Source organism: Microbispora sp. NBC_01389, from assembly GCF_045040095.1.
Lineage (GTDB): Bacteria > Actinomycetota > Actinomycetes > Streptosporangiales > Streptosporangiaceae > Microbispora.
Genome location: NZ_CP109552.1, coordinates 5,524,669 through 5,548,966 on the forward strand (window position 1 = coordinate 5,524,669; position 24,298 = coordinate 5,548,966).

22 protein-coding genes, 1 pseudogene and 1 riboswitch are annotated in these 24,298 nt (G+C 71.6%); of the genes and pseudogenes, 11 read left to right on the plus strand and 12 right to left on the minus strand.

Going from position 1 to position 24,298, the window contains the following annotated elements:
• Nucleotides 1-121: 121 nt before the first annotated feature.
• Nucleotides 122-1,540 (minus strand): family 43 glycosylhydrolase, encoded by a 1,419-nt coding sequence (locus tag OG344_RS24260; RefSeq protein WP_405085048.1) that lies wholly within the window; start codon nucleotides 1,538-1,540, stop codon nucleotides 122-124.
• A 119-nt stretch (nucleotides 1,541-1,659) separates the two neighbouring features.
• On the opposite strand from OG344_RS24260, the gene OG344_RS24265 reads away from it, so the two are divergent.
• The gene (locus OG344_RS24265; protein ID WP_405085049.1) at nucleotides 1,660-2,130 is read left to right on the plus strand and encodes an ACT domain-containing protein; all 471 of its coding nucleotides are present in this window, start codon (nucleotides 1,660-1,662) and stop codon (nucleotides 2,128-2,130) included.
• Here the strand turns inward: OG344_RS24265 and OG344_RS24270 are convergent.
• Nucleotides 2,121-2,963: a pectate lyase gene (locus OG344_RS24270; protein WP_405085050.1), complete on the minus strand. Its 843-nt coding sequence runs from the start codon at nucleotides 2,961-2,963 to the stop codon at nucleotides 2,121-2,123. The two genes, OG344_RS24265 and OG344_RS24270, sit on opposite strands and share 10 nt — an antisense overlap.
• A 662-nt stretch (nucleotides 2,964-3,625) precedes the next feature.
• Here OG344_RS24270 and OG344_RS24275 point away from each other — a divergent pair.
• Nucleotides 3,626-5,164 carry a serine/threonine-protein kinase gene (locus OG344_RS24275; RefSeq protein WP_405085051.1) on the plus strand — a complete coding sequence of 513 codons (1,539 nt, stop codon included), beginning with the start codon at nucleotides 3,626-3,628 and terminating at the stop codon, nucleotides 5,162-5,164.
• Nucleotides 5,165-5,168: 4 nt separating this feature from the next.
• Here the strand turns inward: OG344_RS24275 and OG344_RS24280 are convergent, their stop codons facing one another.
• A complete protein-coding gene (locus tag OG344_RS24280) occupies nucleotides 5,169-5,720 on the minus strand; it encodes an Lrp/AsnC family transcriptional regulator (RefSeq protein ID WP_405085052.1) in 552 nt (183 codons plus the stop codon).
• 115 nt (nucleotides 5,721-5,835) lie between these two features.
• Here OG344_RS24280 and OG344_RS24285 point away from each other — a divergent pair, with 115 nt between their 5' ends.
• Both OG344_RS24285 and OG344_RS24290 read left to right on the plus strand, forming a co-directional pair.
• Nucleotides 5,836-9,276, plus strand: a complete 3,441-nt coding sequence (locus tag OG344_RS24285) for an indolepyruvate ferredoxin oxidoreductase family protein (RefSeq protein WP_405085053.1) — start codon at nucleotides 5,836-5,838, stop codon at nucleotides 9,274-9,276.
• 13 nt (nucleotides 9,277-9,289) lie between these two features.
• Nucleotides 9,290-10,429 (plus strand): acyl-CoA dehydrogenase family protein, encoded by a 1,140-nt coding sequence (locus tag OG344_RS24290; RefSeq protein ID WP_405085054.1) that lies wholly within the window; start codon nucleotides 9,290-9,292, stop codon nucleotides 10,427-10,429.
• Nucleotides 10,430-10,475: 46 nt separating this feature from the next.
• Here the strand turns inward: OG344_RS24290 and OG344_RS24295 are convergent, their stop codons facing one another.
• Entirely contained in the window at nucleotides 10,476-10,997 is a 522-nt protein-coding gene (locus OG344_RS24295; RefSeq protein WP_405085055.1) for a hypothetical protein, read from the minus strand.
• A gap of 314 nt (nucleotides 10,998-11,311) precedes the next feature.
• A complete protein-coding gene (locus tag OG344_RS24300) occupies nucleotides 11,312-11,911 on the minus strand; it encodes a hypothetical protein (RefSeq protein ID WP_405085056.1) in 600 nt (199 codons plus the stop codon).
• Between the two features lie 120 nt (nucleotides 11,912-12,031).
• Between OG344_RS24300 and OG344_RS24305 the strand changes: the two genes are divergently transcribed.
• Both OG344_RS24305 and OG344_RS24310 read left to right on the plus strand, forming a co-directional pair.
• The gene (locus OG344_RS24305) at nucleotides 12,032-12,217 is read left to right on the plus strand and encodes a hypothetical protein (protein WP_405085057.1); all 186 of its coding nucleotides are present in this window, start codon (nucleotides 12,032-12,034) and stop codon (nucleotides 12,215-12,217) included.
• Nucleotides 12,218-12,309: 92 nt separating this feature from the next.
• Nucleotides 12,310-12,885, plus strand: coding sequence for an NADPH-dependent FMN reductase (locus OG344_RS24310; RefSeq protein WP_405085058.1), 576 nt, complete (start codon nucleotides 12,310-12,312; stop codon nucleotides 12,883-12,885).
• 35 nt (nucleotides 12,886-12,920) lie between these two features.
• On the opposite strand, the gene OG344_RS24315 is transcribed toward OG344_RS24310, so the two are convergent.
• Both OG344_RS24315 and OG344_RS24320 read right to left on the minus strand, forming a co-directional pair.
• On the minus strand, nucleotides 12,921-13,097 hold the full coding sequence (locus OG344_RS24315; protein ID WP_405085059.1) for a hypothetical protein: 177 nt from the start codon (nucleotides 13,095-13,097) through the stop codon (nucleotides 12,921-12,923).
• A 62-nt stretch (nucleotides 13,098-13,159) separates the two neighbouring features.
• Nucleotides 13,160-13,780, minus strand: a complete 621-nt coding sequence (locus OG344_RS24320) for an HAD-IA family hydrolase (protein ID WP_405085060.1) — start codon at nucleotides 13,778-13,780, stop codon at nucleotides 13,160-13,162.
• Nucleotides 13,781-13,939: 159 nt separating this feature from the next.
• Between OG344_RS24320 and OG344_RS24325 the strand changes: the two genes are divergently transcribed.
• Nucleotides 13,940-14,821, plus strand: coding sequence for a DMT family transporter (locus OG344_RS24325; protein ID WP_405085061.1), 882 nt, complete (start codon nucleotides 13,940-13,942; stop codon nucleotides 14,819-14,821).
• 235 nt (nucleotides 14,822-15,056) lie between these two features.
• Here OG344_RS24325 and OG344_RS24330 read toward each other — a convergent pair whose 3' ends face one another.
• Both OG344_RS24330 and OG344_RS24335 read right to left on the minus strand, forming a co-directional pair.
• Nucleotides 15,057-16,628 (minus strand): M28 family metallopeptidase, encoded by a 1,572-nt coding sequence (locus OG344_RS24330; protein WP_405085062.1) that lies wholly within the window; start codon nucleotides 16,626-16,628, stop codon nucleotides 15,057-15,059.
• Between the two features lie 164 nt (nucleotides 16,629-16,792).
• Entirely contained in the window at nucleotides 16,793-17,686 is an 894-nt protein-coding gene (locus tag OG344_RS24335; RefSeq protein WP_405085063.1) for a D-alanyl-D-alanine carboxypeptidase family protein, read from the minus strand.
• Between the two features lie 143 nt (nucleotides 17,687-17,829).
• Between OG344_RS24335 and OG344_RS24340 the strand changes: the two genes are divergently transcribed.
• On the plus strand, nucleotides 17,830-18,486 hold the full coding sequence (locus OG344_RS24340; protein ID WP_405085064.1) for a hypothetical protein: 657 nt from the start codon (nucleotides 17,830-17,832) through the stop codon (nucleotides 18,484-18,486).
• Nucleotides 18,487-18,500: 14 nt separating this feature from the next.
• Here OG344_RS24340 and OG344_RS24345 read toward each other — a convergent pair.
• Nucleotides 18,501-18,794: pseudogene (locus OG344_RS24345) on the minus strand (transposase).
• A gap of 18 nt (nucleotides 18,795-18,812) precedes the next feature.
• On the opposite strand from OG344_RS24345, the gene OG344_RS24350 reads away from it, so the two are divergent.
• On the plus strand, nucleotides 18,813-20,009 hold the full coding sequence (locus tag OG344_RS24350; protein WP_405085065.1) for an RNA-guided endonuclease InsQ/TnpB family protein: 1,197 nt from the start codon (nucleotides 18,813-18,815) through the stop codon (nucleotides 20,007-20,009).
• The gene (locus OG344_RS24355; protein WP_405085066.1) at nucleotides 20,006-20,557 is read left to right on the plus strand and encodes a C39 family peptidase; all 552 of its coding nucleotides are present in this window, start codon (nucleotides 20,006-20,008) and stop codon (nucleotides 20,555-20,557) included. Before OG344_RS24350 ends, OG344_RS24355 begins: the two co-directional genes overlap by 4 nt.
• A 17-nt stretch (nucleotides 20,558-20,574) precedes the next feature.
• Here OG344_RS24355 and OG344_RS24360 read toward each other — a convergent pair whose 3' ends face one another.
• The gene (locus tag OG344_RS24360; RefSeq protein ID WP_405085067.1) at nucleotides 20,575-22,356 is read right to left on the minus strand and encodes an alpha/beta hydrolase; all 1,782 of its coding nucleotides are present in this window, start codon (nucleotides 22,354-22,356) and stop codon (nucleotides 20,575-20,577) included.
• A 117-nt stretch (nucleotides 22,357-22,473) separates the two neighbouring features.
• Entirely contained in the window at nucleotides 22,474-23,061 is a 588-nt protein-coding gene (locus OG344_RS24365; RefSeq protein ID WP_405085068.1) for a flavin reductase family protein, read from the minus strand.
• Nucleotides 23,062-23,307: 246 nt separating this feature from the next.
• A riboswitch (cyclic di-AMP (ydaO/yuaA leader) is annotated at nucleotides 23,308-23,451 on the plus strand.
• Between the two features lie 14 nt (nucleotides 23,452-23,465).
• Between OG344_RS24365 and OG344_RS24370 the strand changes: the two genes are divergently transcribed.
• Entirely contained in the window at nucleotides 23,466-24,200 is a 735-nt protein-coding gene (locus tag OG344_RS24370) for a glycoside hydrolase family 25 protein (protein ID WP_405085069.1), read from the plus strand.
• Nucleotides 24,201-24,298: the final 98 nt, after the last annotated feature.

A 24,298-nucleotide genomic window follows, 5' to 3' on the forward strand; every position in this document is an offset into this window, starting at 1 on the left:
CGTCTCACAGTTGTGCATGGGGATCGGTGCGCTCAGTTTTGACTTCTGACTCTCCCGCGTCAAGGCCCGATTTCCGGCCGCGGTGGAAATTCCCCGCCCCGCGGCCGGTGCGATCGGCCGGTCAGTAGACGTAGGGCCAGCCCGCGCTGTCCCAGCCGAGCTTGTTGATGCCGAGACGCGAGGAGCCGTCGTCGGCGTACCAGTGGTAGAAGAGGATGTCTCCGTCGTTGTCGGCGAGGACGGACTGGTGTCCGGGGCCGTGGATGCTCCCGTGTCCGGCCAGCACCTGCGTGCCGCCTCCCGAGGTCATCGCCGTCCCGTTGCGGTCGGCGTACGGGCCGGTGACCGAGGTGGAACGGCCCACCATGATCCGGTACGTGCTCGACGCCCCCTTGCAGCACAGGTCGAAGGAGACGAACTGGTAGTAGTAGCCGCCGTGCCGGTAGACGAACGGCGCCTCGGTCGCACCGCCGTTACGGCCCGAGATGCTGAGGATGGTGCTGTTCAGCCGCTTCCCGGTGGCCGGGTCGAGCTGGACCATCTTGATCCCCGACCAGAACGAGCCGAAGTCGAGCCACCAGCGGCCCTGGTCGTCGACGACGAGGTTGGGGTCGATGGCGTTCCAGTTGTCGGAGGTGTTCGACTCGATGACCAGGCCCTGGTTGGTCCACGACCCCGACGCCCCGGTCGTGCTCGTCGCCAGGAAGATCCCCGAGTGGTTGGAGCCAAAGGTCGAGGCCGCGTAGTACATGTAGTACCTGCCGTTGAGGTAGGTGATGTCCGGCGCCCACAGCGTGTTGCCGCCGTTGGTGTAGGCATGGGTCCACGAGGCCCCGCCGGGGAAGGCCACGCCCGCGTTGCGCCAGGCGGTCCGGTCGGCCGAGGTCTTGAGCGCGATGTTGTCGCCGGTGTAGGCGAGCAGGTAGGAGCCGTCCGGCTTCTTGGTCACCTCGGGGTCGTGCGCGGTGACGTCACCGGTGATGTACCCCGGATCGGGGTAGGAGACGAGCTTGACGAGCTGCCACTGCTGGTTGGCGCCGTTGAGGTCGGTGTACTGGGAGACGCGGCCGCCGTCGGCGGTGGACCACTCCCAGACTTCGAGGGCCTTGCCACTGTTGCGGTTGATGAGTTTGACGTAGCCGCCGTCGGTGTCGACGGCCCGGAACTGCTGGTTGGTGGCGTTCTTGTCGGTGTACTGGATGACGTCGGCCCCGTCGGCGGTCGAGCGGCCGGAGATGTCGACGACCTTCCCGCTGTGGCGCGACTTGAGGCGGTAGTAGCCGCCGCCGGAGTCGACGAACTGCCACTGCTGCCAGGCACCGTCGTTGCGGGACCATTGGTCCAGCGGCGCGCCGTCGTTGGTGGCCCAGTTGTACACGTCCAGGACCTTGCCGCTGTTGCGGTTGACCAGCACGTACGACGCGTTCGTGTCGATCGTCGCCGCCCGGGAGGGGCCGGCCAGGACGAGCCCGAGGCCCAAGGCCAGGAGCAACGTGAGCGCCGACGCCAGAGCGCCGCGTACCGGTGAACGGGCCTTCATGAGGGATGCCTCCTGGTGTGAGCGTTGACATCACGACGCGTGCGTCCGGGAGCTCCATGTGCGGTCACCGGCACGTGCTCGTATCGGTGTCCCGGCGCGGCGCTTGTAGGGTGCTGATCGTGACCGGCGAGACCGACCTGCGCGAACTGCTGACCACGATGCGCCCGCGGCGGAACCCCGGGCGTTACGTGTTCACCGTCGTCGACGGCGACATCCCGCCCGGGGTCCGTCCCGTCGTCACGGTGGCCGAGGACGAGGGGCTCACGCTGGTCGTGCCGCAGCGGGACGCCGACGCGGCGGGGCTGAAATACGAGTACGTCGCCGGGTGGATCACCCTGGGGGTCCACTCGGCGCTCGACGCGGTCGGCCTGACCGCCGCCGTCGCGCGGGAGCTCGCCGCCGCTGGCCTGAGCTGCAATGTCGTCGCCGGTTTCCATCATGATCACCTGTTCGTGCCGTACCAGCACGCCGCCCGGGCGGTGCGCGTGCTGGAGGACCTGTCGCGACGGTCGGCCCGGGCCCGGCGGCGGGAAGGGGAACCGCCGCCGGGCCCGGAGGTCGTGGGAGGCGCGGACCGGGTTCACCGGTAGACGATGTCCGACGACGAGTAGAGGCAGTTGACGCCGTCGGCGCCGCTGCCGATCCTCGTCGGCTCCCCGCTGGTCACGCCCTTGTACTTGTCGCAGACGACGACCTTCCTGCTCCCGTCGTTCACGATCGTGATCTGCGAGAGGCGCGCCGTGTCGCCGTAGTTGGTGTTGATGCCGGCGAGGACCTTGCCCGGCGTCGTCGCGGTGACGTTCTGGATGACGACGTTGCGCTTGTACTGCTTGGAGCAGTTGCCGCAGGAGCGGTAGAGCTTGCCGAAGTCCTGCACCTGGAAGTTCTTGATGACCATGGTGCCCGGGCCGTTGTGCTGGAAGACCTTGTCACTCGCGGCCCGCGCGCCGCCGCCGTCGACGGTCATCGTCTGCGACGACGAGGTGCCCTTGAAGGTCGCCGCGTCCTCGCCGACGTCCTCCCACCACACGTTCTGCAGGGTGCAGGTGCCCATGCAGTGGACGCCGTCGGCGGCGGGCGAGCCGAGGATGACGTTCTTCAGGACGGCGCCGTCGGCCAGCTTGAAGATCGGTGACTGGCCCTCCTCCTGGCCGCCGGAGCCGAGGGCGCCGGTGCCGTAGTAGCGCTTGAGCTTCCCGTCGTACGTCCCCGAGACGCTGATCGTGGCGCCGACGGCCTGCTGGCCGCTGGGGGAGGGCCAGGCGGCCAGCCGCGCGGCGGCCAGTGTGGCGGCCAGTGCGGAGGCAGGGGCGGAGGCAGGGGCCGCCGACGCGGAGGCGCCGCCGGCCGGAGCGGCCGCGAGGGCCAACCCCGCCACCGAGGCGGCGGCGAGCGCCGTACGGAGTCTTGCGAACGTGGTCATTCACACTCCAGGGAGGGACACGGCGGTGAGACCGCCGTGCGTGGTGGCGCCGGCCGAGGGTGCCCGGCCGGCCTGTTCGAATGTGTGAACCGGACGCGGACAGCGGAACAGGTTCGGGCACACCGGATCCGTGGAGCCGGTGACCTGTTCGCTTCCATGTGTCCGCGGGGCGGCGCTCCCGCCCGGTTCACCCTGGTCGAGCCGTGGACCATGACAACGGACATGACACCGGACATGACAACGGATACGACGATCCAGGCACGTGAAACGCACGGCCCGCCGCGTCGCCGGACGGGGCACGCGTACCACGTCCGGCGAGCCCTGCCGCCACCACCGACCAGGCAGGGGAGCCGTCTTGGGACAGTGTGAAAACGACCATGAAAGGTGTCAAGGTACGGGAGACCCTCGCTCGGCCCGGCCGCTCGTGACCCGGCGACGGCCGGGGCGACGGGCCCGGAAGTCGCACTGGTCCGGCCTGTGCCGGACCACCGGTGCGCGGCGGAGGATCCACCCCGCACCACAGGCCGATCCTCTGGAAGTTTCACGCGTCTTCCCCCGGGCCGCCGTCTCAGGGCGAGAGGCGCGTGCCCTCTCCCGGTCTCCGGGAAGGATAGGTTGGCTCCCGATCATCTGGCGCGAGTCGCTCCTGGGAGGTGCGGGACGTGGTGCCGTCCGTGCTCGGCGGTCGTTACGAGCTGGAGGGGCTGATCGGCCGGGGCGGGATGGGCGAGGTCTGGCGCGGCCGGGACCTGCGGGCCCACCGCCCGGTCGCGGTCAAGATCCTCGCGCCGCAGGTCGCCGACCTCGCCTCGCGGGAGCGCTTCGCCCGCGAGGCCCGCGCCGCCGCGCGGATCGTCCACCCCAATGTGGTGACCGTGCTGGACGTCGGCGAGGAGGACGCCCGGCCGTATCTCGTGATGGAACTGCTCACCGGCCGCAGCCTGGCCGAGGAGCTGGCCGACCGGGGCCGCTACTCCGTGGCTGAGGCGTGCGACCTGACGAGCCAGGCCGCCGCCGGCCTGGACGCCGCGCATCGCGCGGGGGTCGTGCACCGGGACGTCAAGCCCGCCAACCTGCACCGGACGGCGAGCGGCGCGCTCAAGGTGGTCGACTTCGGCGTCGCGCAGGTCGCGACGGAGGCGGCCCGGCTCACCGCGGTGGGCGCCGTCGTCGGCACCGCCGCCTACCTCGCCCCCGAACAGATCGAGGGCCAGAGCGCCGGGGCGGCCTGCGACCTCTACGCCCTGGGGTGCGTCTGCTACGAGTTGCTGTGCGGGCAGCCGCCGTTCACCGGGTCGGCTCCGCAACTGATATACCGGCACATTCACGAGGCTCCGGTGCCACCGAGCCGGCATCGGCCGGACATTCCCGCCGAGCTGGAGCGGCTCGTCATGGCGCTGCTGGACAAGGACCCCGCCGTCCGCCCCACCGCGGAGGTCACGCGCCGGGTCCTCGCCGCAGTCGCTCCCACCACCGGTCAGGGAGCTCCGCACCCGGCCGCGGGGCTCCCCGCCGCCGGAGGCGGCGCCCGCGCGGGGGACACCGCGCTGCTGGACGTGCCCTCCTTCGGCGGGCCGCCGTACGGTGGGTCGTCATCCGGCGGGCCGTCGGCGGCGGGTGGGTCGCCCGAGCGGCGGACGCTCATCCGGCTCGGCGCGGCGGTGGGGGGATTGGCCGTGATCGTCATCGGAGTGGCAGCGCTGTCCAATCCCGGAGGGCAGAGCGGGTCCACGGCCGCCGCCCCCACGGCGTCCCCGGTGACGGCCACCCGCGCCGAGACCTCGCCCGCTCTCACGAGGACCGCCTCGCCGCGCCCGACGCCCCGGCCCGCGACGCCAATGGCGTCCAGCAGCCCGACGGCCGCGCCCACCCCGGCCGTGCGCCGTGTCTACGGGGGATATCAGGAGTGGCTGGCCGCGTTCGACCACGCCGTACAGGAGCAGGAGAGCCAGGGCGGCATCGAGCAGGGGCTGGCGCGCCGGGCGCACGACACGATCAGGAAGGCGGCCAGGGACCTCCTCCACGACCGCGGCCGGGGCAGAGGCAGAGGCAGAGGCGACAAGGGCGCGAGGCGCGTCTACGACCTGGTCCGCGAGCTGCGGAAGGCGCATGGCGACGGCCGCCTCGCCGACGGCCCGCTGACGAGCTTCCTGAACACCACCGGCGTCGGCACCGGCGGCGGCGCGGACCGCCCACGCTGAGGCATCAGCGGGGAGAGCGGCGGCCTGCGTCTCCGGCGGCGCCGGTGTCTCTGGCCGATCTGGTGTCTTTGGCCGATCCGGTGTCGCGGGTCCAGGAGCCGAGCACCAGCAGGGTCTTGGTGCCGGTCACCTCACCGGCGCGGCGCAGCCGGTCGATCACCTGCTGCAGGTGGCTGAGATCGCGGACACGGACGTGGATGAGCGCGTCCGGGTCGCCGGCGATCGTGAACACCTCCTGCACCTCGGGCACGTCCGTGGCGGTGCGGATGATCTTCGCGACCGGGGTCGTGCCGGGATACCGCAGTTCGGTGAACGCCTCGATGCCCCAGCCGAGCTTGGCGTAGTCGACCCGCACGGTGAAGCCCGTGATGACGCCGATCTCGCGCAGCCGGTCGACGCGCCGCTTCACCGCGGCCACCGAGAGGCCGATCTCGGCCGCCATCTCCGAGAAGGTCCTCCGCCCGTCCTCGCGCAGCAGGCGTAGCACCTGGTGGTCGATCTCGTCTATCTCCGCGATGGGGCCACCTCCATAACCGACGCAAAGAACAGTACTCATATGAGAGCGGATCTGCATAGTTTTGCGTCGTGGCCGCCGTCTGCCGCGCCGTGCTTGCGTACGGGGCGGGAGATTGCTGTGCTGTGGGTCACCCCCAGTAGCCCAGGAGGTTCGCGTGAGCGTGAGCATGTCTCCGCGTCCCGTCTCGCTCGACGACAGGTACGCCGCCGAGAGCGGCACCGTGCTGATGTCGGGCGTCCAGGCGCTGGTCCGCCTGACCCTTGAGCAGCGCCGCCTGGACACGGCGCGCGGCCTGGACACGCGGGTCTTCGTCTCCGGATACCCCGGCTCGCCGCTCGGCGGGGTCGACCTGGAGATGGCGCGGGCCGCGCGGTTCCTGGCGGCGGCGGGCGTGGTGGCCAGGCCCGCGCTGAACGAGGAGCTCGCCGCGACGGCGGTCGCCGGCACGCAGTTGCTCGACGTGCTGCCGGGCCGCCGGCACGAGGGCGTGACCGGCTTCTGGTACGGCAAGAACCCCGGCCTCGACCGCGCCGCGGACGCGATCCGGCACGGCAACATCGCCGGCACGGCGGCGCTCGGCGGCGCGGTGGCCTGGATCGGCGACGACCCCGGCAGCAAGTCGTCGACCGTCCCCAGCACGTGCGAGCCGATGTGCCAGAGCCTGACGATGCCGCTGTTCGCCCCCGGCTCCGTGGCGGAGATCATCGAGCTCGGGCTGCACGCCGTGGCGCTGTCGCGGGCCACCGGCCTGTGGGCCGGGATGAAGATCGTCACCGACGTCGCCGACTCCTCGGCGACCGTCGACCTCGGGCCGCTCCGTGCGGGCGTCCCCGCGCCGGACCGCACCCCCCGCGGGGCGCCGCCCACCCTGGTCGGCCCGGCCTCGCTCGACGCCGAGCACGACATGCTCACCCGCAGGCTCGGCCTGGCCCGCGAGTACGCCCGCGCCCACGACCTCAACCGGGTGACGCACGACGCGCCGCGGGCCACGACGGGCGTGCTCGCGTCCGGCACCTCCTACGCGGTGGTCCTGCGCGCCCTGGCCGACCTCGGCCTGGACGAGACCGCGATGGACGACCTCGGCCTGCGGCTCATCCGGCTCGCCATGCCGTTCCCCCTCGCGTACGACCACCTCGCGGCCATGGCCGCCGGCCTCGACCGGGTGCTGGTCGTCGAGGACAAGGTGCCGTTCCTGGAGGGCCATCTCAAGCAGGCGTTGTACGACGCCGACCACCGGCCCGACGTCATCGGCCGCGAACTGCTGACCGCCCGCGGCTCCCTCGCCGCCGAGGACGTCGCCGAGGCGCTCGCCGTCTGCCTCGGCAGGGAGCGGCTGCCCCGCCGCGCGGTCGCCCTGTCCGCCCGCCCGGCGGCGCGCCCCCTGCTGCCGCTCGTGGCTGCCCGCACGCCGTACTTCTGCTCGGGCTGCCCGCACAACATCTCCACCCGCGCCTCCGGCGACACGCTGGTCGGTCCGGGCATCGGCTGCCACGCGATGGTCGCGCTGCACACCGAGGGGCGCGGCAGGCAGGTCGGCATCACGCAGATGGGCGGCGAGGGCGCCCTGTGGTTCGGCCTGGCTCCCTTCACCTCCGACCGGCACTTCACCCAGAACCTCGGCGACGGCACCTTCCACCACTCGGGCTCGCTGGCGATCCGCGCCGCCGTGGCCGCCGAGGTCCCGATCACGTACAAGCTGCTCTACAACGACGCGGTGGCGATGACCGGCGGCCAGCGCGCCGAGGGCCGTCTCGACGTGCCTGCGCTCACCCGGTCGCTGGCCGCCGAGGGGGTGCGCCGGATCGTGGTCGCCACGCCCGAGCCGGAGACCTACCGCGGCATCCGGCTGGCGCCGATCGCGTCCGTACGGCACCGCGACGACCTCCCGGCGGTGGAACGGGAACTCGCCGAGGTCGACGGGGTGACCGTGCTGATTTACGACGACCGCTGCGCGGCGGAGGAGCGGCGGCTGCGCAAACGCGGCGAACTGCCCACGCCGACGGCCAAGGTGGTGGTCAACGAGCGGGTGTGCGAGGGCTGCGGCGACTGCGGCGACGCCTCCACCTGCCTGTCGGTCCAGCCGGTGGAGACCGAGTTCGGCCGCAAGACCCGCATCCACCAGGCGTCGTGCAACTCCGATCTGAGCTGCCTCAAGGGCGACTGCCCGTCGTTCCTGCTCGTCGAGCCCCGTCCCCGCCCCCGGGCCCGGGACGAGGTGCCCGGGCCGCCGGTCGCGCTGACCGAGCCGGCGCCGAGGTTCCCCGGGCGGCCGGTGCTGCTGCGGCTGCCCGGCATCGGCGGCACCGGCGTCGTCACCGTCTCGCAGATCCTCCAGATGGCCGCGCACCTGGACGGCCTGCACGCCGCCGGGCTCGACCAGACCGGGCTGGCGCAGAAGGGCGGCCCGGTCGTCAGCGACGTGCGCGTCTCCCCGCACCCGATCACGGGCTCGGTGCGCGCCACCCGGGGCGCGGCCGACGTCCTGCTCTGCTTCGACGTGCTCGGCGCCGCCGCGGACGGCACGCTCGCCGTCGCCTCGCCCGGGCGCACGGTCGCCGTCGTGAACACCGCGATCGTGCCGACCGCCGCCATGGTGACCGGCCGCGCCGCGCTTCCCGGGCCCGAGGACGCGCTCGCCCGCCTGGAGTCGGCCACCGTGCCGGGTGGCAACGTCCACCTGGACGCGGGCGCGCTGGCCGACGCGCTGTTCGGCGACCACATGCCCGCCAACCTCGTGCTGGTGGGCGCGGCCTACCAGCACGGCTGCCTGCCGATCTCGGCGGACGCGATCGAGCGGGCGATCAGGCTCAACGGCGCCGCCGTCGAGACGAACCTCGCGGCCTTCCGGTGGGGCCGGGCCGCCGTGCTGGACCGCGAGGCCGTGTTCCGGGCCGCGATCCCGGGGGCGCCTGCCCCTGAGAAGACCGCGGAGGAGAACGCGGAGGAGACCCTGGAAGCCGCGCTGGCCGTGCGGATCGCCGACCTGACCGGATACCAGAACGCCGGGTACGCCGGGTCGTACGCCCGCGAGGTGCGCCGCGTGGCGGCCCTCGCCGCCGAGCGCGCGGGGGAGAAGGCGGGCGACCGGATCGCGATCGCGTACGCCCGGGGGCTGCACAAGCTGCTGGCGTACAAGGACGAGTACGAGGTCGCGCGGCTGCACCTCGACCCGGTGGAGCGCGCCAGGCGCGAGCGGGAGTTCGGCGCGGACGCCGACGTGTCGGTGCTACTGCATCCGCCGTTGCTGCGGGCGATGGGCCTGAAGCGGAAGATCAGGCTGCGCCGGTCGGCCGGTGTCGTGTTCCGCGGGCTGCGGGCCGCCCGCGCGCTGCGCGGCACCGCGGCCGACGTGTTCGGGTACGCCGCCGTCCGCAGGGTGGAGCGCACGCTGCCCGGGGAGTATCGCGAGCTGGTGCGGCGCGCCCTCGACCGGCTCACCCCGGTGAACGCCGCCGCCGTCGCCGAGATCGCCGCGCTACCGGACATGATCCGCGGTTACGAGGGCATCAAGCTCGCCAGGGTGGCCGAGTTCCGCGACCGGGCCGCGACCCTTCTCGCCCGGCTGGACGACCCATCGCCTGTGGAGGCACAGTGATTCGGGAGGCGCGGTGACTGTCGAGCGGCTGCTGCCCGGGCAGGACGCCCGGGACCTGATCGAGCTGACCCGGGAGATCGCCGACAAGGAGCTCGGCCGCCGGGTCGACGAGCACGAGCGCGCCGAGACCTATCCCGAGGGGCTGTTCGCCACGCTCGGCTCCGCCGGGCTGCTTGGCCTGCCCTATCCGGAGGAATACGGCGGGGGCGGCCAGCCGTACGAGGTGTATCTCCAGGTCATCGAGGAGCTGGCGGCGCGGTGGGCGGCCGTCGCGGTCGCGGTCAGCGTCCACACGCTGGCCTGCTACCCCCTGGCGGCGTACGGCACGCCGGAGCAGCGGGCGCGCCTGCTGCCGGACATGCTGGCCGGGCGGCTGATCGGCGGCTACAGCCTGTCGGAGCCGCAGGCCGGCTCGGACGCCGCCGCCCTGACCTGCCGGGCCGACAGGACCGAGGGCGGCTACCGGATCACCGGCACCAAGGCATGGATCACGCACGGCGGCCGGGCGGACTTCTACGCGCTGTTCGCCCGCACCGGCCCGGGCCCGCGCGGCGTCTCCTGCTTCCTCGCGCCCGGCGCGGCCGAGGGCCTGACGTTCGGCCGTCCCGAGGAGAAGATGGGCCTGCACGCCATCCCGACCACCACCGCGCACTGGGACGGCGCGCTGATCGAGGCGGACCGGCTCGTCGGCGTGGAGGGACAGGGCCTCTCCATCGCCTTCGGGGCGCTCGACTCCGGCAGGCTGGGCATCGCCGCCTGCGCGACCGGTCTCGCCCAGGCCGCGCTCGACGAGGCCGTCGCGTACGCCAAGGAGCGCGAGACGTTCGGCAAGAAGATCATCGACCACCAGGGGCTCGGCTTCCTGCTCGCCGACATGGCCGCCGGAGTCGACGCCGCCCGGGCCACGTACATCGACGCGGCCCGCCGCCGCGACGCCTGCCTGCCGTACGGCAGGCAGGCCAGCGTCGCCAAGCTGGTCGCGACCGACACCGCGATGCGGGTCACCACCGACGCCGTCCAGGTCTTCGGCGGGTACGGCTACACGCGCGAGTTCCGGGTCGAGCGCTACATGCGCGAAGCCAAGATCATGCAGATCTTCGAGGGCACCAACCAGATCCAGCGCCTCGTCATCAGCCGCCACCTCGCCAAGTAGCTCATCGACCTGGTTCTTCGACACCCGCCAGCCGGCCTGGTGCAGGTCACTGGGGCTTGGGCAGCCTGTAGACCCAGTACGCTCCCTGCTGGCCCGAGACGTTGTACGGCGTCCTCACCGCGTCCGGATAACCGTACGTCGTGGGGATCTGGTTGCCCCGTGTCCTGTCCCGGGAGGCTTCGGGGGTGTCGTAGACGCTTTCGACGGTGATGGGGACCTTGCTCCCGGCCTGCTGGGCCGCGGAGAGGAGGTCACCGTGGAAGATCTGGACGCGGGCCTTGCAGCCCGTGCACGGCCCGATATTGCTGATCAGGATGACCTGGATGCTTTCGGCGGCGACGTTGAATCCTTGATCAGTGATCCACTCGTAGGCTTCGAGCAGGGTGGTGACCTCGCTGTCCTGCTGCGAGAGCTTGGCCTCGTCCAAGCTGATCTCTGCGGGACGTGCGGCACCGTCTGCCGTCGTGAGGGTGTAGTAGCCCTGGCCGGACCTGGGTGCCGCGACCGGGGTCAGGTAACAATTCTCACTGTCGCCCTCGGACGGGATGTTGCCGTCGACGATCACCATGATGCGGGAGTACAGCCCGGGTTCTCCTACTTGATGGTCCTTTGAGGCGAATTCGTGGAGTGTGGCAAGTTCTCGCACAATTGCCGCGGTTCGCGCGTCGGGGTTTTGAGCGTGAGTGTGTGACATCGCGTCCTCTTTGATTCGGGGACTCCACCTTCTCACCGGGAAAGAGGGAATCAAGGGGAGCCGACGTCCGGTTTCGGCCAACACCGCGAGAAGTGGCCCTATACGTCCAGGTCCGTGCACCGGTCGCTGACGGAGGCGGGCGGGTTGCCGCGGCCATGGAGCAGGGTACGGAAAGCCGGTTCCACGGCTCAGCTGATCCAGTTGACGAAAACGCCGATAGGCACGGACGCGGCGAGGCCGAGCGCGAAGAACAGCAACTGCTGGCGCCGCTCGGCGCGAATGGTGGCCTTGGTCTCACCGACGAGGATCTCCCGGATCTTCTCGGCCTGCTCCTGGTCGACTTCGAGAAGCTTCTGCTGCCGTTCGGCTTCGGTGAGGAGTGCTTCGCGGGCCGCCTGCTGGGCTCTGAGATCGCGCTGGAGTTCGTGCATCAGGGTGGCGGCTTCGGTGAACGCGTCGTTGACGGCTTTGATCCAGTCGTTCAGCCGCTTACCGGGCTTGTCAGCGGCTGCGCCGAGTCGTTCCCGGTTGCGGCCACGGCCCAGCCAGCCCAGAATCCCGAGGGCGACATACGGTATCGACAAGAGAGCACCGGTCAAAATCCAGAGAGGACTCAGCGGATTGATTTCGGGAGCTGGAATCCGATCAATCAACGTAAGGGCGGTGGCGGTGGTCAAGGCGATGGCAACATAAGTCGCGGCCTTGTACACACCCTGCACGAGACGCTTGCCGCTCTTGGGCAGCGGGGAAGGCGAGTGACTGGAGGGGGTTTCCGAGTCCTTACTCATGGCTCAATTGGACCCCGTCGCCGTGCCGGCCTGACGGCTTCGTGGCCGAATCGCTACATCCTTTAGAATCTCCCACCGGGACGATGCGGACGGAGGTGCGGACTGCAGGTACCCTACGCGATGACCTCGCCTCGCCCGGAGAGCGTCACCTGCCTCGCGTGCCGCGAGCACGCGCACCGGGAGCACCTGCGCTACGCCGAGCAGGTGGAGAGCCTGGCCCGGATGCCGGGCGCGCCCGTGACCGGCGCCCAGGCGGCCGAGGCCGCGCGATGGGCCCGGGACCTCGCGAAGCGCTTCTCCGGCTGACGACCCCCACCGGGCCACCCGGTCGGTGCCCGTTCCGATCACGGCGTACCGTGGTGGGCGTTATATCCCTTGTATGACTTTTTGGGGGAATCGTGGGGAAGCCAGTTCTGCAGATCGTCGTCGCCAGCACGCGTCCGGGGCGGACGGGGCTGCCGGTCGCGCGGTGGTTCCGGGAGCGCGCCACCGCGCACGACGCCTTCGAGGTCGAGCTCGTCGACCTGGCGGAGGTGAACCTCCCGTTCCTGGACGAGCCCCACCATCCCCGGCTGCGCCAGTACGTCAACCAGCACACCAAGGAGTGGAGCGCGACCATCGAACGCGGCGACGCGTTCGTGTTCGTCACGCCGGAGTACAACTACGGGTTCAACGCGGTGCTGAAGAACGCCATCGACTACCTGCACCACGAGTGGCAGTACAAGCCGGTCGGGTTCGTCAGCTACGGCGGCGTCTCCGCCGGGACGCGCGCGGTGCAGATGCTCAAGCAGGTCGTCACCACGCTGAAGATGGTGCCGGTGTCCGAGGCGGTGTCGATCCCGTTCGTCGCCCAGTTCCTCGACGAGGAGGGCCGCCTGCGGCCCAACGACGTCATGGACGGCGCGGCGGACGCGATGCTGGCCGAGCTCGCCCGGCTCGCCGCCGCGCTGCGGCACCTGCGCCCCGCCGCCTGACACCCGGAACACGGCCGGGATCCGGCCGGGGGTGGTCACCCGGGCAGGGAGCCGGTCTCGGGATCCCGACCGGTGAGACAGTAGACCCCGCCGGCCGGGTCGCGCGTGACGATCCAGTGCCGCCCGCGCGCCACGAACGCCGCCACGAACGCCGCGCCCGCCGCGAAACGGTCGCGGGGCCGGTCGACGAAGGCCACGATCCAGCGCACCATGAGCGGGAGCCTGGTGCGTTCCCGCCGGTCTTCACCCCGGACGAACCTTGGCGGTCGCGGCACTAATCCGCAAGCAGGGGGAGCAGCGCGGCTTCCAGGTCCGCCGGCGCGCGGTAGTGGACGCCGGTCATGCCGAGGGAACTCGCCGCGGCGACGTTCTCGGCCCGGTCGTCCACGAAAAGGCAGCGCTCCGCCGGCGCGCCCGCGTGCTCGACGGCGATCTCGAAGATCCGCCGGTCGGGTTTGATCACGCCCACGTCGTAGCTGCTCACCACGTGATCGAAGGCGTCGTGCAGCTCCAGCTCGCGCAGGTGGGCGGCCAGCTCGGAGGTCGCGTTGCTGACGAGCACGACGGGGACGCGGGCGCGGGCCCGCGTGAGCAGCGCCAGCACCTCCTCGTCGGCCCAGGTGCGGGCCGTGATCCACTCGCCGATCAGCGCGCCCGCCCGCGCGGCCGAGCCCACCAGCCCGGCGAGGACCGGTACGGCCGACGCCAGCCACTCCTCACGGGTCACCAGGCCGGTCAGCGCCGGGACGAGCAGCGGCGACGCGCCGGTCACCCGGGCCACGGTCCCCGGCTCCACGCCGTACGCGCGCTCGATCTCCGTCTGCTGCTCCAGGTCCTGCAGTTTCAGGACGCCGTCGAAGTCGCACAACACCGCGTCGAATGGTCTGCCCGCCATGGTCCAGAGCCTACTTACGGATCACGCGGCGAGTGCCGCGTAGAAGGCGAGGTGGCGTTCGGCGGCGGACCACGTGTGGCGCGCGGCCGGCTCCCGGTGGGGACGGGTGCGTAACCTGGGAGGACGCGACCGGCGCGCAAGGGGGTGACGCCCGGGATCATGACTGTCACGGTGTTCCTCGGCCTCGTGGCCGCGGCCCTCCTCGGGCTGGGCTTCGTCGCGCAGCAGCACGTCGCGTACACCGAGCCGCTGGGCGAGATGCTGCACATGCGCCTGCTGTTCGACCTCGCGCGCAAGCCGGTGTGGCGGGCCGGGATCGCCCTGATGGTCGGCGGCCAGGTCGCCGGCGCGCTGGCGCTGCGGCGCGCCGACGTGGCGTCCGTGGAGCCGCTTCTCGCGACCAACCTCATCTTCGCCCTGGGCGCGGCGGCCCTGCTGTACCAGGAGCGCCTGGGCGGGACGGAGTGGCTGGGCGCGGTGCTGGTCAGCGGGGGCGTCGCCGCGTTCCTGGTGGCCGGGCGCCCGCACGGGGGCGGGATGCCGGCGTCGGGATCCCTGGTGTGGATCGCCGTGCTCGTCGTGGTCGCCGTCGCCGCGGGGATGGTCGTGGTGGCGCTGCGCGTGCCCCTGCAGACCAAGGCGATGCTGTTCGCCGCCGCGGCCGGGGCGTTGTACGGCCTGCAGGACGCGCTGACCCGGGGGGCCCTGCTCACGCTGGCGCGGGGACCGGGGGCGCTGCTGGCCTCCTGGCAGCTCTACGCGCTGCCGGTGATCGCGGTGACCGGCATCCTGCTCAACCAGAGCGCGTTCGACGCCGCGCCGCTGCGGATCTCGCTGCCCGCCACCACGGCGACCGAGCCGATCGTCGGCATCCTCCTCGGCGTCGTCCTTTTCGGCGAGCGCCTGCGCGTCGACCCGCCGGCCCTGGCGGGGGAGGTGGGCGGGCTCGTCGCGCTGGTGGCGGGCATCGTCGTCCTCGGCCGCTCGCCCTTCCTGCACAAGTCGGAGCAGGGGCCGAACGGCCGCCCCGCCGCGCCTTGAGCCGGCGGCGAGCGGCAACGGCCTGAAAGGTACATGGGCGCCGGGTCGGTTCTCCGCCGAGCACCAGTCGCGGCGTCATCCTGTGGACGGCCAGGTCAGGCGGGCTGCGGCACGGGGTCTGCGCGGGTGTCCACCCCGGTGCGACGCGGACGCCCGACGCCTCGCCGACACCGGCGGGCCCCGCCGGACGCGAAGTCCGGCGGGGCCCGGTGACGACCCGCGTACGGCCGGGGAGTCAGCTGACGGTCAGGACGTGCCCGTGGTCCGCGTGGGCGCCCGCGGAGGCCGCGGCCGACGCCCCGGCGATCCGGGCGGTGGGACGGGTGTCCGGCCCGGGCAGGTCACGGCTGAAGGCGTATACGACGGCCGCCGTGGCGATCGCGCCGGTGTTCAGCGCGAGGGCCTTGTCGTTGATGTTCGCGATGGTGTCGCACGCCTTGTGATAGCAGTCGTCGTACGCCTGGCCGGCGGTGCCGCCGAACAACGCCTGCTCCGCGGGGGTCTTGACGCCCTCCGCGCCGGTGAACACGCCGCCGGCAGGAATCCCGGCGTCGATGAACGGCCCGTAGTCCGACCGCCCGTCGAAGTCGGTGCCGACGTGGCCCTGCCGGATGGTGTCGAAGTACTTCTCGAAGAGCTTCTCGATCTCGTCGGAGCCGGCTGGGCCGGCGGGCGCGCCGGTGGCGTCGGAGTCGTCGCCGTCGTAGATCTTCAACGCGTAGTTGGGAGAGGCGACCATGTCGAAGTTGAGATACAGCTTGATCTTCGCCAGGTCCGCCGGCGGCAGGCTCGCGACGTAGTGCTCCGAGCCGAGCAGGCCCAGCTCCTCGCCGCTCCAGAAGGAGAAGCGCAGCGCGTTCCGGGTCGGGATGGCGCCGAGCTTCGCGGCGACCTCCAGGATCGCGGCGCTGCCCGAGCCGTTGTCGTTGATGCCCGGCCCCGGCAGCACGCTGTCGAGGTGCGCCCCGAGCTGCACGACCTTGTTCGGGTCGCCCCACCTGGAGTCGGCGATGACGTTGTGGGTGGTGCGGATCTCGCTGGTGGTGCTCGTCCTGACGTGGACGACGGTCCCGGCGGCGCCGGCCAGTTCCTGGCCGACCGCGAAGCTCACGCCCACGACGGGGATGTGCACGGTGGGCGCGCCCAGGGTGCCCTGCAGGGTCTCGGTGCGCCCCGGCTGGCCCTCGTTCATGATGATGACGCCGGCGGCCCCGGCGGCCTGCGCGTTCTCCGCCTTGACCTGGAAGGTGCAGGTGCCGCGCTGCACCAGCGCGACCGCGCCGGCCGGGAACGAGGCGAAGTCGGCGGCCTCGCAACCGGAGGTGGAACTGCTGGGGGCCGGCCCGGGCGGCAGCATCAGGTCGACGTTCCGGACGGCGGCCGTGACGTCGCCGGAGCCGGAGTAGGTCATCGTCGCGAACTCCCCGACGCTGCTGCCGTCCGGCGGAGTCGGCGCGTACGTCTTCGGGGCCGGAGCGGTGCGCTCCAGGGCCGCGGTGGCGTTCTCCTTGAAGAACGGGAACTCGAACGCCTGCAGGGTCACCTTGTAGCCGGCCTTCTTCAGCACCCCGGCGACGTAGTCGCGGGAGGCCACGTGGCCGGGTGTGCCGGCGGCCCGGGTGTGACCGTTGGCGTCGGCGATCTGCTGCAGCTTCGTCAGGTGCTTCTTCACCGCCGACGCGACGATCGTCTGCGCGATCAGCGCGGGATCGGGGTCGGCGCTCGCCGGTGCGGCGGGCAGGAGGGGAAGCACGAGGGCGGACGCCGCGACGGCGGCTGCGGCCCGCATGCCGAGGGTGGCGCGCATTGGGCTCTCCTTCGGGTCCAATGACGATCCGAGACGGCCCAGCAGGCTGGGGACCGAGATCGGCCTCCGCTGGACACTGATCGGGAAACTAACCGCGTTCCGCCAATGTGGGAAGGCCCTCTTTTCCGGAAGGTTTTCCGGACGCCACCTTTCCTGGTAAAAAATCAGCTTTCGGCCGCCCAGTCGAGCAGGGACCCGGCGGTGTCCCAGCGGCGGCTGGAGTCGTCCTCGCCGAGGATGACGCCGACCAGCCGGTGGTCGTGGCGGTCGGCCGCGAACGCCAGGCAGAACCCGGCGGCGTTGGTGAAGCCGGTCTTCACGCCGATCGCGCCGGGCAGGCCGAGCATGTGGTTGGTGTTGGACCAGTCGTACCTGCCGTCATCGGTCGAGTGGTGACGGGTCGAGGTGATTTTGGTGAAGATCGGGTCGCGCAGCGCGATCGCCGCGAGTCGGGCCTGGTCGCGGGCGGTGGAGTAGCCGTCCCCGCCCCGCGTGGGCAGCCCGTCGGCGTTGACGTAGTGCGTGTCGTTCAGCCCGAGGCTCTTGGCGGCGGCGTTCATCTTGGCCACGAAGCCGGCCACTCCCGGGCCGTACGCGCGGGCCAGGGCGTGCGCGGCGTCCGCGCCCGAGGGGAGCAGCAGCGCGTAGAGCAGTTCCCCGACCGGAAGGCTGTCGCCGGCGTCGAGATCGGCCGCCGTGCCGTCGTTGTCGCCGGCGTAGGAGACGTCCTCGCGCTTGATCGTCACCTGGTCGGACAGGTTCGCCTCGCGCAACACGACGTAGGCGGTCATGATCTTGGTGAGGCTGGCGACCGGCATCCGCTCGCCGGCGTTCTTGTCCAGCAGTTCCCGGCCCGTGGTCGCGTCGAAAAGATAGACGGCCCGGCCGTACGCGTGCGGCGCCGCGTACGCGGGAAACGCCGCGGTGTGCTCGCGGACCGAGGCGATGGGCAAGCCGGGAGCGGCCGTGGCGGGCTGCGCGAGCGCGGGCGACGCGACCCCCGTGAACAGGGCAAAGGCCGCCATGAAGACACCAAGGGAAAGCTTACGGGTCGGCATGCGTTTCAGCGTGCCATGACGATTCCTGCACTTTGGATGATTAACAGCAAAGAATCGGCAAAGCGCGTGACTAATGTGACTTCTGGAGGTTTGAGAAATAACTGGTAGCGCGGTGAGGGCCGGCGTGTGCGGCCACCACCGCAGTGGCCGGGACCAAACCCCCGCCCGGCGTCGACGTCGTCTACCAGCGGGCCGTCTTCGGCCCCGGCACGCAGGAGGGCGTGCAGGCGGGGAAGACCCTCTCCTTCGCCGCCCCCGTGGGCACGATCTCCTACGCCGACGCGCTCGGCACGAAGAGCTGGGAGTACGCCCGGTGGACCGGCCCCGAGCGGCCGGTCGGGTTCGCCGCCACCGAACTGGTGGCCTCGTGGACCGCCGACGTCCCGGCCGGAAGCTGGCTGCAGGTCGAGATGCGCGGCCGCCACGCCGCCGGGCAGACGAAGTGGTATGTCCTCGGCCGCTGGGCGTACGGCGACGAGGACATCCGCCGCACGTCGCTGTCAGGACAGCGTGACGCCGACGGCACGGTCTCGGTCGACACGTTCGTGGCCGCGGCGGGCAGGGCGATCACCGCGTACCAGCTGCGCGTGACGTTGTACCGCACGCCGGGCTCGGCCGTACGGCCGGTGGTCCGCACGCTCGGCGCGATGGCCTCCGCCGTGCCGGACCGGGAGACCGTTCCGGTGGGCCCGGACGGCGTTGCGTGGGGCGTCGAACTGCCCGTGCCGCGCCGCTCGCAGAACGTCCACGAGGGCCACTACCCGCAGTGGGACGTGCTCCGGCCTTCAGGCCGGGGGTGAAGCGTCCTGGCGGATCAGACGGGACGGTTTTGCTGCTCGATGTATTGGCGTAGGACGCTGATCGGAGCGCCGTCGACGCTCCCGGCGAAGTAGGAGCCCGACCACAGCTTGTTCGCCCGGTAGTAGTGGCGGGCCAGCTCGGGGAACTCGGTCCGCATCCTGCGGGAGGACACCTTTTATTCCATGCGTTCCAAGTGGGCGCCGGTGAATACCCGATGCCGGAACATGGTCACCAAGACCAAGTGGGCGTGCAGGACGAAAACGCAGTGCCTGCCAGTTCCGATATCTCCCTGTAATCGGCCATGCATCATCGGTAAAATCATAGTGTGCAGCTCAGGTACAACTACCGCCTCCACCCGACACCGGGCCAGCGTCAAGCGCTGGCCCGGGCGTTCGGGTGCGCGCGGGTCGTGTTCAACGACGGGCTGCGCGCACGGCAGGACGCCCAGGCCGCCGGGCTGCCGTACATCTCCGATGGCGAGTTGTCCACGCGGGTCATCACCGACGCGAAGAAGACCCCGAAGCGTTCCTGGCTGGGCGAGGTCTCCGCCGTGGTGTTACAGCAGGCGCTCGCCGACCTGAACAAGGCGTACCGGAACTTCCTGGACTCGATCACCGGCAAGCGGAAGGGGCCGAAGGTCGCCCCGCCCCGGTTCCGGTCCAAGAGGGACAACCGGCAGGCGATCCGCTTCACCCGCAACGCCCGCTTCGCCATCACCGCGGGCGGGAAGCTTCGCCTACCGAAGATCGGAGACGTTCCGGTCCGCTGGTCCCGCACCCTGCCCGCCGAACCCTCATCGGTGACGGTGGTCAAGGACGCGGCCGGGCGGTACTTCGCCTCGTTCGTGGTCGAGGTCGCCGGACAACCCCTGCCTCCGGTAGAGCCGGAGACCGGGATCGACCTCGGACTGACCGCCTTCGCCGTCCTGTCCAACGGGCAGAAGATCGACGCCCCGCGTTTCCTGCGCCGGGCCGAGAAGAAACTCAAGCGGCTCCAGCGGGCGCTGTCCCGCACGACCAAGGGGTCGAACAACCGGGCCAAAGCCCGGCAGAAGGTTGCCCGCCGGCATGCGAAGGTCGCCGACGCGCGCCGCGAGTTCCACCACCAGGAATCCACAAAGATCATTCGTGAGAATCAAACGGTGATCGTGGAAGACCTGGCCGTGAAGGGACTGGCGCGCACGAGGCTGGCCAAGAGCGTGCACGACGCGGGCTGGTCGGCGTTCGTCGGCATGCTGGAGTACAAGGCCGCCCTGTACGGGCGTGTCTTCCACCGGATCAACCGGTGGTTCCCCAGTTCGAAGCTGTGCTCCGCGTGCGGGACTGTCACCGCCACGATGCCGCTTTCCGTCCGGGAGTGGACCTGCCCCTGCGGGGCGGTCCACGATCGGGACGTCAACGCCGCACGTAACATCCTGGCCGCCGGACGGGCGGACAGGCTAAACGCCTGTCGAGGGCCGGTAAGACCGCCGCTCGCGGTGGCACAGCCCGATGAAGCAGGAAGCCACAGAGGTGCCGCATGACGCGGCACGGGCTGAATCCCCGGCCTTCAGCCCGGGGAGCGCGTCAATGGGGCAGGTGGCCGAGCGCGCGGGACACCTCCTGGGTGGACCCCGCCGATCCGGCCCCCGAGGTCGACTACGCCGCCCGCCACACCTACGACTACGCGTACGAGGGCGCGGGCAACTGGCCGTTCAACACCGCCTACGCCGGGCGTTACGGCATGGAGGGGTTCGTCACCCGGCTGCGCTCACTGACCGAGCTGGAGCGGCTGATCAGGGCGGGCGTCCCGGTCGTCACCTCCCAGTCGTTCAAGGCGGAGGAACTGCCCGGCGCGGGATACAGCACGAACGGCCACCTCATGGTGATCATCGGCTTCACCGCCACGGGCGACGTGATCGCCAACGACCCCGCCTCGCGGGACGACGCCGCGGTGCGGCGGGTCTACCCCCGGGCGAACTTCGAGAACGTCTGGCTGCGCAGCACCGGCAGTGGCGGGATCGTGTACGTCATCCACCCGCCGGGCCACCGGCTGCCCGCCACGACGCCGGGCCTGCCGGCCAACTGGTGACCCGTTGCGAGATCGGCTCACTGCCCGGCTGAGCCTGTCCGGTCCGAGCCGCCTCCGCGCCGCGCCAGGAGCGCGGTCAGGGCGGTGGTCCGGGCGGCGTCCCAGCCGTCCGGCGGCGCGATCCGCGCCCAGGCGTTGGCCACCTCGCCGTCGTAGTCGTGGCCGTGGCCGGGCGGCGCGTCGAGGGAGAACACCAGATCCGCGGTGACCTGCCAGAACGTGACGAACGGATACCAGTGGATCCAGGGCAGCACGTCGTCGCCGCGCCGTTCCTCCAGCCAGTCCGGGCGGCCGAGGACCAGCCGCGGGGTCCACCACACGATCGGATCGGAGGGATGCTGGAGGTAGACCACCCGTGACCCGGCCCAGGCGGAGGCGGGCGCGGCCAGATCGGCGGGCCCGTTGGCGAAGCGCACGGTCTCGCCGTCCCGGTAGACGGGCAGCACCTCCCGGCTGCCCGGGGCGCGGCCGTCCACGAACCGCCGCCACAGCGGGCTGCTGTCGGGCGGCCCGACGAACAGCGCGCCGTCGGTGCGCTCGCGCAGGTCGCGGTCGTCGCGGAAGGCCGACTCCGCGCCGAACGCTCCCAGGCTCTCCCCGAACACCAGCAGCCGGGGCCGGTGACCGGCGGGCAGCCGCGACCACCGGGCGTACACCTGGCCGAACAGCTCGCGCCCCGCCGCCGTGACGCGCTCGCGGTCCACCAGGAACGACAGCCAGCTCGGCAGGTAGGAGTACTGCATCGAGACGAGCGCGGAGTCCCCGCCGTACATGAACTCCAGCGCGGCGGCCGCCTGGGGATCCACCCAGCCCGTGCCGGTCGTCGTGATCACGCACAGCACCGCCCGGTGGAACGCGCCGGTCCGGTCCAGTTCCCGTACGGCGAGGGCGGCCCGCTCGCGGGCGGTCGCCGCCGAGTCGAGCCCCGCGTAGACCCGGACCGGCGGGAGCGCGGGCCGCCCGGTGAAACCGCTCAGCTCCCCGACGGCGGGGGCGCCGGCGACGAACGCCCGGCCCTCCAGGCCGAGCGACGCGAAGGAGACCAGAGAGGAGGGGCCGCCCGAGACGGCGGCGGACCGGGGCGGCGAGGTGCCGGGGGCGGTCTCGCTGTTGATCGCCGCGAAGCTGTTGTCGGCCCCTCTGAGCAGGGCCTCCGTGAGGATCCCGTCGGTCAGCAGGACGGCCAGCACGCCCACGCCGAGCCCCGCGGCCAGCCGCGCCGCCGCGGCGGGGATCCATCGCCCGAGCACGCCTCCGAGCGCCCGGGCCGCGACGCGCAGCGCGCGGGCGGCGGCCAGCAGGAGCAGGAAGACCGCCGCCGCGACGAACGGCACGCCGAGATAGCCGAGCCGTTCCGGCGGGCGCAGCCCCATCAGCGGGTAGATGGCCCGCTGGGCGCGTACGCCGAGGACCAGCGACGCGGCGCCCAGCCCGCAGCCGAACGTCGCGACCAGGCGGCGCACCCGCCGCCGTCCCGTACGGCGCCATTTCTCGCGCCATTTCTCGCAACGTCCCTCGCAACGTCCCTCGCGCCGTCCCTCGCGCCATTTCTCGCGCCGGGTCCCGGGACACCACCGGGCGGCCGTGGCGGCGCTCCGGCGGGCCAGGGCGCCTGCGGTCACCCCGGCGAGGTATCCGGTCGCGGTCAGCACCCCCGCGATGATCCCCTGCAGCGGCCAGGAGCGGGGCAGCAGCGACGGCGTGAGGGACAGGCAGAAGAAGATCGCGGCGAACAGGATCCCGGCCGTGTCCAGGGCCGTGTCCAGCGCTCCGCCGAGCCGCACCCGCCCTTCCCGCATCAGGCCCCCGATTCGCCGCCTGTTCACCGATCTCGCGGAGCGGGCAGGCTGTCAAGTCACCGGCAGGTCACCGCCCCGCACCCCGCGTCGTCCTCGCGTCGTCCCCGCGCCGCCGTCTCACCCCCAGTGGTCGCCCCAGCCCCACAGGTTGGGGCCGAGCGCCGTGGCGGGGTCGTCGTGGTACACGCCGAACCTGCCGCGGAAGAACAGCATCGGCCGCTGCTCCGGGTGGACGGGTTCGAGTTCGCGGACCAGGCCGATCACCACGTCGTGATCTCCGGCCACGTGCACCTCCCGCACCTCGCCGTGGACGCGCAGCAGCACGTCACGCAGGGCGGGCGTGCCCCGGTGGGACAGGTCCCAGGCGAGCCCGGCGAACTTGTCGCCGTTGCTCGATCCGAACCTGGCGCACACGTCGACCTGCTCCTCGCCGAGGACGTTGACGCAGAAGCGGCCGGACCTCCTGATCCGCGGCCAGGCGCGGCCCCTGTGGTCGGCGCAGAAGAGCACGAGCGGCGGATCGAGGGACACCGACGCGAACGACTGGCAGGCGAACCCCACCGGCTCTCCGTCGTCCAGACCCGTGACCACGGTCACGCCGGTCGCGAACGTGCCGAGCGCGCGCCGGAACTCCGCGGGCGACGGCGGCGGCACGTCGCCGGAGCCGGGGTCGCCGAGGTCGGGGCCGGCGGAAGCTGCGGTCATGGGTCCACCTCTCGCGTGACTCAGCGCTCAGGTCAGTCACGAACTTACAAACCTCCTCGGCGCCGCTTCGCACGGGATCCCGTCCAGCGGGCCGCCCGTGCGACGAGTCCGCCCAGGTAAAAACATGTTTTGTCAGGTTTACACCATTGTTGAGCTGTATGTACCTTTGGGTGTCACGGCATGCGTGCCGGTGACCTCCGTGTCGCCTCCCTTGCCGTGTCGTTGCCCGGACCGTGCGCTCACCAGGGCGTGCGGCCGCCGAGTCCGCGTTCCGCGGAGCCGGGGACCCACTTTTCGGGGTGAATCGCCGCGCAGCCCCCCAGATGCGCTCGTAGGGCACTTCCTGCCCGAACCCGTCAGCTAACCCGGTAGGCGGCATGGAAGCAAGGAGCTCAACCCGCGTCATGCCCACCCTCAGGTTCTCTCTCGCCGGGCGGCCCTCCCGCCGCCTGCGCGCCGCCCTCGCCGCGGCGACACTCGCGGTCTCGGCCGGCACGGCCACCATCACCGCCGCCACGCTCGCCGCCACCGCGGCCGCGCCCGCTCCCGCCTACGCGAACCCGCACACGTACGGCCAGGACGTCTCCGGCTATGAGGCCGACCACGACTGGATCAACAGCCGGGCGCAGTTCGGCTTCATCAAGGCCACCGAAGGAACGGACTGGGTCGACTCGTCCTTCCCCCGGCACTGGCGCGAGCTGGACAAGAAGGGGATCGTCCGCGGTGTCTACCACTACGGCCATCCCGCCAACGACCCGATCGCCGAGGCCGACCACTTCCTCCGGGTGGTGAACGCGCAGCCGGGCAAGCCGGGCGACATCCTCGTGCTCGACCTGGAGACCACCGACGGCCAGTCGGTGCCGCGCGTCAACGCCTGGGCCAGGAAGTGGCTGGAGTACGTGACCGCCAAGACCGGCGTCAGGCCGATGTTCTACAGCGGCTGGAACTTCGCCGACAAGTACGGCCAGGGCCTGGGCGACTATCCGCTGTGGGTGGCCCACTACAGCCGGAACCCGGGCGACATCAGCCCGCCGGCCGACTGGAAGACCTGGGCGATCCACCAGTACACCGACTCACCGATCGACCAGAATGTCTCCTCGCTCAGCCCGGTCGAGCTGCGCGCCCTCGGCCGTCCCTGAGGCCCGTTCCCGGGGCGGGCGCCACCCGCCCCGGGAAGGGCCCGCTCAGACCACTTCGGATTCAGACCCCTTCGGATTCAGGCCCCTTCGGATTCAGA